The organism is Mesorhizobium sp. M7A.F.Ca.CA.004.12.1.1, assembly GCF_003997835.1.
Classification (GTDB): Bacteria; Pseudomonadota; Alphaproteobacteria; order Rhizobiales; family Rhizobiaceae; genus Mesorhizobium.
On the sequence record NZ_RZRK01000313.1, the window covers coordinates 1 to 6,601 of the forward strand.

Genomic DNA, 6,601 nt, shown 5'->3' on the forward strand with positions numbered 1-6,601 from the left:
CCCCACTTGAGGGGGAGATGTCCGGCAGGACAGAGGGGGGCGCTGGCCCGCGACTTTGCAGCATTTGCGATCCGGCGAAGAAACTTACCCGACCAGCGCCAGCTTTGCCGCCGCTGGAGCAAACGGGCGAATGCTGATGCCGTCCCGCGTCATCGTGACAAAACTCGATGGCGGGATCGCTTGCCAGTCGCCGCCCTCGCGGTCGAACGGCTCGGACACGATGCAGCGGCCGCCGCCCTTGCGCAAGACGGAGGTGTAGAGCGTCGGCGCGTGGGCGTCGGTGGCATAGCGCACCGCATGCAGCGCCTGTCCATCCGAGAAGGCGGCGGTGAGCTTCAGCGCTGGTTCGAGGCCGGCGCGGCGCGAGGCTTCGAGCACGCGGCTAGTGGCGCGGGACACCGCGCCTTGCGGATCGCCGGCCAACCCTTCGTCGATCATCAGCAGGAAAAAGAGTTCGGAATCGGTGGTGCCTTCGCGCTGGTCGAAGACGGCGTCTGACAGCGAATTCTCCAGCGCGCGGCGGATCTTCTCGAAGCCGCCGATCTGGCCGTTGTGCATGAACGACCAGGCGCCGGAGATGAACGGATGGCAATTCATGCGGCTGGTGGCGCCGCCGGTGGACGCCCGTACATGGGCGAGGAACAGGCCGGATTTGATCTGCCGGCACAGGCTTTTCAGATTGGGATCGGACCAGGCCGGCAGGATATCGCGATAGAGACCCGGCTCCGGGCGGTCGCCATACCAGGCAAGGCCGAAGCCGTCGCCATTGGTCGGCGATTTCGCTTCCTGGGCGCAATGGCTCTGGGCGATCAGCGAGTGACAGGGCGCCGTGAGGATGTCTTCGAGAAAGACCGCTTCACCGAGATAGGCCGCCCACCGGCACATCGCTTCTGTCGTCCTCTAGGCGCGATCCATAAGAGCCGCAGGCTCCTTGATCGCGTGTGTGCCTCTGTTGTGCGTCCGCTCATAAAGCTCGCGAACGATTCGGCTGGCGGTAGTTTCAAACAGAAACGGCAAGAAAGCGTGAACGAGCGCGGCGCCCGCCGCCATCAACAGGCGCGACGAAAACCAGGCGGCAAAACCCATGTGGCTGAAATAGGTTTCGCCGACCTTGGCCGGATGAGAGGTGAAAATCTTGGCGACCGACATGCTGGTTCCCCTTCAGCGCTTCAAGTTCCTGATATGAGTATCCTGACACGCTTCGCCGGTTCATCGGTCTCAAAATGTCCTTGTATTTCGGTGATCCTTGGGACAAAAATCCCACATGACGCTGGAAATTGACGAAATCGACCGGAAATTGCTCACTGAGCTGCAACGCGACGGCACGCTGTCGGTCGACCAGCTGTCGGAACGGGTGGCGCTGTCGCGCAATGCCTGCTGGCGCCGAGTGAGGCGGCTGGAAGAGGCTGGTGTCATCACCGGCAGGGTGGCACTGGTCGATGCCGAAAAGCTCGGGCTTGGCCTTTCCGTCTTCATCCTGATCCGCACGTCCAACCACGATCCGGAGTGGCTGCAGAAGTTCCGGGCGGCGGTGACCGGCTTTCCCGAGATCACCGGCGTCTACCGCATGTCCGGCGACCTCGATTATGTCTTGCGCGCCCGCGTCGCCGACGTGAAGGCCTATGACCGGCTCTACCAGCGGCTGATCGCCAAGGTGGCTCTGTCGGATGTGTCCGCTTCCTTCGTGATGGAGGAAATCAAGGAAACGACCGTCGTTCCGATGGAACTGCGGTAGTAGCGCTACGTTCGCGTTTGGCCGAAGCCTCCCCAACTTCGTCATACCAGGGCGGAGCAGCCGCGAAGCGGCGTCGCGGAGACCCTGGTATCCATGCCGTGACCTACCCAAGAGTGCAACGGCGCAGAACTCTGCACCGTCGTGACCCGTTGGAGTCGCGGCATGGATCCTCGGGTCTGCGCCGCGTCGCTACGCTCCTTGCTCGCCCGTGGATGACGAAGCATGGACGTTTTCGCCAATCACCAAGCATGCAATCCTTCAGCGCAACAAATCCATCAAAACTCCTGTGCCCGAAACCAGGTCACAGTGCCGCCCAAAAGAAAGCCGTTGATAGAATTACAGTCGAGTTGACCGAATCGCCGTTCGCGCCGATAGGATCGATTTTATGCGCGCAGCCCTTCAAACTCCCTCCGTCATCGGTCCGACCGTCGGCTTCGTCAGGTTGCCGCATGCTGAAGGACTTCCCCTTCCCGCCTATGAAAGCACTGGTGCCGCCGGCATGGATCTGCGCGCCGCGGTGCCGGACGACCGGCCGCTGCTGATCCTTCCGGGAAAGCGCGCTCTGGTGCCGACCGGGCTGATCCTGGAAATTCCGGAAGGCATGGAGGGCCAGGTGCGGCCGCGCTCCGGACTTGCTTTCAAGCACGGCCTGACCGTCCTCAACACGCCCGGCACCATCGACAGCGATTATCGCGGCGAGGTGAAGGTGCTGCTGATCAATCTCGGCGACGAGGACTTTGCCGTGACGCGCGGCATGCGCATCGCCCAGATCATCTTCGCTGCGGTGGCCCAGGCGACCGTGGAAGAGCGCAGTCTGGCCGGTGGTACGGCGCGTGGCGCGGGCGGGTTCGGATCGACCGGCACCGCCTGATGTCTGAACTGCCTAAGCTTGTCATCTTCGACTGCGACGGGATTCTGGTCGATACAGAGAATTTGGCCAATCGGCGTCTCGCCGAATGGCTGACCGCTGCCGGCTATCCGACAAGCTTCGAATATTGCCGCAAGAATTTCTCCGGCCGCAGCATGGCGTCGGTGCAGAAAGAGATCGAAGAAGAGACCAGCGTCAGGCTCGGCGCCGGTTTCGTCGATCGCTGGAACGCCGGCCTGCCGGACCTGTTTGCCCACGGCGTCGAAGCGATCCCCTACGTCCGCGAGTTCGTCGAAGCCGTGCGTTCAGCCGGTATCGCCTATTGCGTCGCCACCTCGGCCCGGGTGTCGAAGATGCACATCACGCTTGGCCAGACCGGGCTGCTGCCGCTGTTCGAACACGCGATGTTTTCCTCGACCATGGTCAGCCGTGGCAAGCCGTTCCCGGACCTGTTCCTGCATGCGGCCAAGACCATGGGCTTCGCGCCTGCCGACTGCATCGTCATCGAGGACAGCGTCGCCGGCACGCAGGCCGGGATCGCCGCCGGCATGCGGGTGTTTTCCTACCATGCCGATCCCTATTCCGACCGCGCCGGCCTGATCCAGGCCGGCGGCATCCTGTTCGACGACATGCGCGAGCTGGCCGGGCTGGTGCCGATCCACTGACCTGATCTTCAGCCTGCAGCTGTACGCCTCGATTGTCCGTGCTAGCTTGGCACCGCCAACTCGAGGCCACGCATGAACCCCAGCCTGCTCCGCCTCATCCTCGCCTTGATGCTGGCGCCGTTTCTATGGACCGCGGCCGGCGCGCAAGCCATCAGCTTTCCGGAGCTCGGCAGCGCTCTGCCCGGCCGCACGGATGTCACCTATCTCGACCTCGCGAGGATGGTCATTCCGGATCTCGCTGCGGACAAGGACGGCTTCTATAGGGGTGGGTTGCCGATCGAGATGCGTCATATCGAGGGACCGGACGGCGGCGGTTCGCCGCCCGAGACTTCGGGCTTTTCCAATGCCGCGGTGCTCGCCATCAAGGCCGGCGGCAAGGATCGGCTGACCATGCTGTTCGACCTTGGCGATTCTCCCGACAGCGCCGAAGGCTATGCTGTGCTGGCGCTCTACGACATCACGGCCAAGCCGAAGCTGCTCGACGCCGTCAATGTCGCGCTCGACCGCGGCACCTATTTCCGCGAACCGGGCAAGCTTTCCGTCGGCGCCAACGATGACGTCCTCATCACCATGAGCGCGCATTTCAATTCGAGCCAGAACTATGTGATCACGCCGCTGATCATGATCCGCGACGACAAGTTCGAACCGATCGACATGATCTATACGTTCGATGAAAACCTGTGCGCCTACAGCCGCAAGCAGGATGTAGCTTTTCAGGGCATTGCCGATGGTCAGCCTTATGCCGCCATCAAGGTGACCGTGACCGACTCTACTGTGCTGAACGGCGAAAGCTGCGACGACACTCCGCCCAGACCAGAGTCCCACGAGATCTCCGTCACCTATCACTGGGACAAGAAGACATCGCGCTACACCAAGGATTCCGACGCGCTGGACAAATTGGCAGGAGAGAACGCCAATCGCTTCTGAACCAACCGCATTCGTTTGCCCGGTCAAATCGGGCAGGATAAAATCCGCTTAGCCACACCGCACATGATGGGGGAACTACCATGGACAAGGGCAAGATCTTTCGCGACCTGCATGCCTCGACCTTCGTCATGCCCAATCCCTGGGATATTGGCACGACGAAGCTGCTGGCCTCGTTCGGTTTCACGGCGCTGGCGACGACCAGCGCCGGCTTTGCTTTTTCACGCGGCCTGCCGGATGGCGCCGTGACCTTCGACCAGATGATCCACCATTGCCGCGAGGTGACGGCGGCGACCAGCCTGCCTGTCTCCGCCGACCTCGAGAAAGGCAAGGGCGACAGCGCCGAGCAGGCCGCCGAAACCATCTTCGCGGCGGAAGCGGCCGGTCTTGCCGGCTGCTCGATCGAGGACCACACCGGCGATCCGGACAAGCCGATCTATGATTTCGCGCACGCCGTCGAGCGCGTTGCGGCGGCGGCGGAGGCGGCGCGAGCGCTGAAGCGCGATTTCGTCTTCACGGCGCGGGCTGAGAATTTCCTGTGGGGCAAGTCCGACCTCGACGACACCATCAAGCGGCTGCAGGCGTTCGAGAAGGCCGGCGCCGACGTGCTCTATGCGCCCGGTATCGGCGACGTCGAGATGATCCGCACGCTCTGCTCGGCGGTCAGCAAGCCGGTCAATGTCATGGCAAAGCCTGGCTTCACCATCGCCGACCTCGCCATGGCCGGCGTCAAGCGCATCTCGCTCGGGCCGTGGCTGACCAATTTCGCCTATGGCATGCTGGAAACGGCGGCGCGCGAGATCCAGCAGGACGGCACCTTCGGCTTCACCCGCGCCGCCATGCCGTTCGGCAAATTGCAAGCCCTCTTCGGCAAGTCTTCAGCTTGAACGGGGCCCATCGCATGACGCTTACCGTCGTCGATATGCATACCGGCGGCGAGCCGCTCAGGATCGTCACCGGCGGCTATCCCAGTGTCCCCAAGGGCACGATCCTGGAAAAGCGCGCCTATGTGCGCGACCATCTCGATCATCTCAGGAAGATCCTGATGTTCGAGCCGCGCGGCCATTACGACATGTATGGCGCCTTGCTGGTCGAACCCGACCTGCCCGGCGCCGACCTCGCCGTGCTGTTCATGCACAATGAGGGCTATTCGACGATGTGCGGCCACGCCATCGTCGCGCTCGGCCGCTACGCCGTAGATGAAGGATTGGTGGCGAAACAGGAACCAATCACGACAGTCAATATCGAGGCGCCGTGTGGGCTGGTCGTCGCCTCGGTCGAGGTCAGGGACGGCAAGGCCGGTGCGGTGTCGTTCGAAAGCGTGCCGGCGTTCCTGTTCGCCGGCGGGCAGACGATAGAGCTGGCGGGCCACGGCACGATCGGCTTCGACGTCGCCTATGGCGGCGCTTTCTACGCGCTGGCCGATTGTCACCAATTCGGGCTCGAATTCGCCAAAAGCCGGGTGCGCGATTTCGTCGATGCGGCAACGGCGCTGACGGACAGGCTCAAGGCCGAATTTCCGCTGTCGCATCCCGACCATGCCGACCTTGCCTTCCTCTACGGCACCATCCTGACCGATGGCCGCGATGCTTTTTCCGATGAGGTGACCAAGAACATCTGCGTCTTCGCCGAGGCGGAGGTCGACCGCTCGCCGACCGGTTCCGGCGTCACCGCGAGGCTGGCAGCCATGCATGCCAAGGGCGAGATCGCGATCGGACAGACGCGCACATTCGAAAGCATTGCCGGCTCGCGTTTTTCGGGAGCCGTGGTGCGGACTGCGAAGGCTGGCCCGCACGGGGCGATCATCGCCCGCGTCGGCGGCCGCGCCTATTATAGTGGCAGGACGGAGTTTATCGTCGAAGCGGACGACGAGCTCGGACGCGGATTCCTGTTGCGCTGAAGAAAATGCTCAGCGGCGCGAGGAGCGAGCCACTTCCCGCACCGAGATCGCCTTGTGCAGATGCACCATCACGGCGGCGGCGAAGAGCGGCGTCAGCAGGTTGAGCAACGGCACGGCGAGGAAAGCCGCGATGAGCAGCCCGGCGAGAAACACCGTGCCGGCATAGTGCCTGCGCAAGGCCCTGGCCTCTTCTTCCCCGCGAAAGCGCATGGCAGCGAATTCGAAGAACTCGCGCCCGAGCAGATAGCCGTTGACGATAAAGAAGGCGGCTATGTTGACGCCCGGCACCAGCAGAAGCAGCAGGGCGACGATGTTGCCGAGAATGACGACGCCGAGGAATCGCGCCGACAGCACCAGCGAGCGCAGCGCCGGCATGGCGCGACCGGTCGGATCGCCGGGATAGTCGGTGCGCTCGACCACTTCGGCGATATCGTCGAGGAACAGGCCGGCGACAACAGCCGTCACCGGCGCGATGAGCAATGCCATGCCGAAGGCAAGCGCTATCGCGG

At 63.2% G+C, this 6,601-nt stretch carries 9 protein-coding genes; 6 read left to right on the plus strand and 3 right to left on the minus strand.

Translation table 11 applies throughout. The features are described 5' to 3' along the window. Window positions 1-84 precede the first annotated feature (84 nt). The gene (locus EN984_RS17620) at window positions 85-885 is read right to left on the minus strand and encodes a class II glutamine amidotransferase (RefSeq protein WP_127266625.1); all 801 of its coding nucleotides are present in this window, start codon (window positions 883-885) and stop codon (window positions 85-87) included. Between the two features lie 15 nt (window positions 886-900). Further along, window positions 901-1,149 (minus strand): DUF6356 family protein, encoded by a 249-nt coding sequence (locus tag EN984_RS17625; RefSeq protein WP_127266626.1) that lies wholly within the window; start codon window positions 1,147-1,149, stop codon window positions 901-903. A gap of 115 nt (window positions 1,150-1,264) precedes the next feature. Between EN984_RS17625 and EN984_RS17630 the strand changes: the two genes are divergently transcribed. The 6 genes from EN984_RS17630 to EN984_RS17655 all read left to right on the plus strand — a co-directional run bounded on the left by EN984_RS17630 (window position 1,265) and on the right by EN984_RS17655 (window position 6,092). Next, complete coding sequence (locus tag EN984_RS17630; RefSeq protein WP_127266627.1) at window positions 1,265-1,735, plus strand: Lrp/AsnC family transcriptional regulator; 471 nt, start codon at window positions 1,265-1,267, stop codon at window positions 1,733-1,735. A gap of 385 nt (window positions 1,736-2,120) precedes the next feature. Then, on the plus strand, window positions 2,121-2,606 hold the full coding sequence (gene dut / locus EN984_RS17635; protein ID WP_127266628.1) for a dUTP diphosphatase: 486 nt from the start codon (window positions 2,121-2,123) through the stop codon (window positions 2,604-2,606). After that, on the plus strand, window positions 2,606-3,268 hold the full coding sequence (locus tag EN984_RS17640) for an HAD family phosphatase (protein WP_127266629.1): 663 nt from the start codon (window positions 2,606-2,608) through the stop codon (window positions 3,266-3,268). The genes dut and EN984_RS17640 overlap by 1 nt, the downstream gene beginning before the upstream one ends. A 72-nt stretch (window positions 3,269-3,340) precedes the next feature. Continuing rightward, on the plus strand, window positions 3,341-4,195 hold the full coding sequence (locus EN984_RS17645) for a hypothetical protein (protein ID WP_127266630.1): 855 nt from the start codon (window positions 3,341-3,343) through the stop codon (window positions 4,193-4,195). Window positions 4,196-4,275: 80 nt separating this feature from the next. Next, window positions 4,276-5,079 (plus strand): oxaloacetate decarboxylase, encoded by an 804-nt coding sequence (locus EN984_RS17650; protein ID WP_127266631.1) that lies wholly within the window; start codon window positions 4,276-4,278, stop codon window positions 5,077-5,079. 14 nt (window positions 5,080-5,093) lie between these two features. Then, the gene (locus EN984_RS17655; protein WP_127266632.1) at window positions 5,094-6,092 is read left to right on the plus strand and encodes a proline racemase family protein; all 999 of its coding nucleotides are present in this window, start codon (window positions 5,094-5,096) and stop codon (window positions 6,090-6,092) included. A gap of 9 nt (window positions 6,093-6,101) precedes the next feature. On the opposite strand, the gene EN984_RS17660 is transcribed toward EN984_RS17655, so the two are convergent. After that, window positions 6,102-6,601: sulfate transporter family protein (locus tag EN984_RS17660; protein WP_127383852.1), on the minus strand; the 500-nt coding region annotated here is incomplete at its 5' end.